Source organism: Kitasatospora sp. NPDC042419 (assembly GCF_056437345.1).
Genome location: NZ_JBWKAW010000100.1, coordinates 1 through 1,422, shown reverse-complemented (window position 1 = coordinate 1,422; position 1,422 = coordinate 1). Strand labels below are relative to the sequence as shown.

Sequence of the window (1,422 nt, the reverse complement as noted above, 5' to 3'; positions counted from 1 at the left end):
GTCGAGGGGATTCTGGATGCTCCGGTGACGGTGGCTGCGTTGCGGCGGGATCGTGCGGAGGCGCGGACGGTGGTGGGGGCGTTGGCGCGGATCCACGTCCAGGGCCACCACGTCGACTGGACCGCCCTGTTCGGCGGTGAGCGCCGTCCGCGTGTGGCGCTGCCGACGTACCCGTTCCAGCGGCGCCGCTACTGGCTGGAGAACGCCGCCCGGACCGCCGACGCGGGCGGTCTCGGCCTGGCGGCCGTCGAGCACCCGGTGCTCGGCGCGGTCGTGGCCCCGGCCGGCTCGGCCGGTCTCCTGCTCACGGGTAGCGTCTCGCTGTCCACCCACCCGTGGCTGGCGGACCACGTCGCCCTGGGGACGGTGCTGGCGCCGGGCGCGGCCCTGGTCGAGCTGGCGATCCGGGCCGGCGACGAGGTCGGGGCGAGCACCCTCGACGAGCTGGTCGTCGAAGCCCCGCTCGTCCTCCCGGAGCACGGTGCGCTGCAGCTCCAGGTGGCCGTCGGCGAGCCGGACGGGGCCGGCGTCCGTTCGGTGACCGTCCACTCGCGGCCCGCCCCGCAGGCAGGGCAGGACGAATATGTAGACCGATCGGTAGATTCCGTTTCTGTAGACCGGTCTGCCGATTCCTCCCCCTCATCCACCGGATCCTCTGTAGACCGGTCGACATATTCCGGCGACTGGACCCGGCACGCGAGCGGTCTGCTCTCCACCGCGCCCGTCGCCGCCGAGCCCTTCGCCTGGCCGCCCGCCGACACCGCGGAGCGGCTCGCTCCCGAGGAGGCGTACGCGCTGCTCGCCGCCGTCGGGCTGGACTACGGGCCGGCCTTCCGCGGCCTGCGCGAGGTCTGGCGGGACGGCTCCACGCTCCACGGGACGGCCGTCCTCCCGGAGCAGCTGACCGGCGACGCCGCCCGGTTCGGCCTGCACCCCGCCCTGCTGGACGCGGCCGCCCAGCTGCCCGCCCTCGACGGCGGAACCGGCGGCCCCCGCCGGCTGCCCTTCGCCTACCGGGGCGTCACCCTGCACGCCTCGGCCGCGACCGAACTGCGGGTGCGCGTCACCGCCACCGGCCCGGACGCCTACACCCTGGAGGCCACCGACCCGGCCGGACGGCCGGTGATCTCGGTCGCCTCGCTGGTCACCCGGCCGGTCCAGGAGGAGGGGCTGGGCACCGCGCCGGCCGTCGGCCGGGACACCCTCTTCGCCGTCGAGTGGCGCGAGCCGGCGGTGGGCACCCTCGCCGGGACCACCTCCACCGGGACCGCCTCGGTCGAGAGCACCTCCGTCGGGAGCACCTTCACCGGGAGCACCTCCACCGGGACCGGCTGGGAGCCGTTGCACGCCGAGGCCGACCTGTCGGCGACGCTGGCGGCCGTTCAGGCCTGGCTCGCCGACGAGTCCCGCGAGGGCGTCCGC

The 1,422-nt window shown here is 75.8% G+C and carries 1 protein-coding gene; it reads left to right on the top strand.

What is annotated here, in order from left to right; all coding sequences use genetic code 11:
* Positions 1–39: 39 nt before the first annotated feature.
* A partial coding sequence (locus AC067J_RS44060) for a polyketide synthase dehydratase domain-containing protein (protein ID WP_478308520.1) occupies positions 40–1,422 on the top strand: 1,383 nt, incomplete at its 3' end.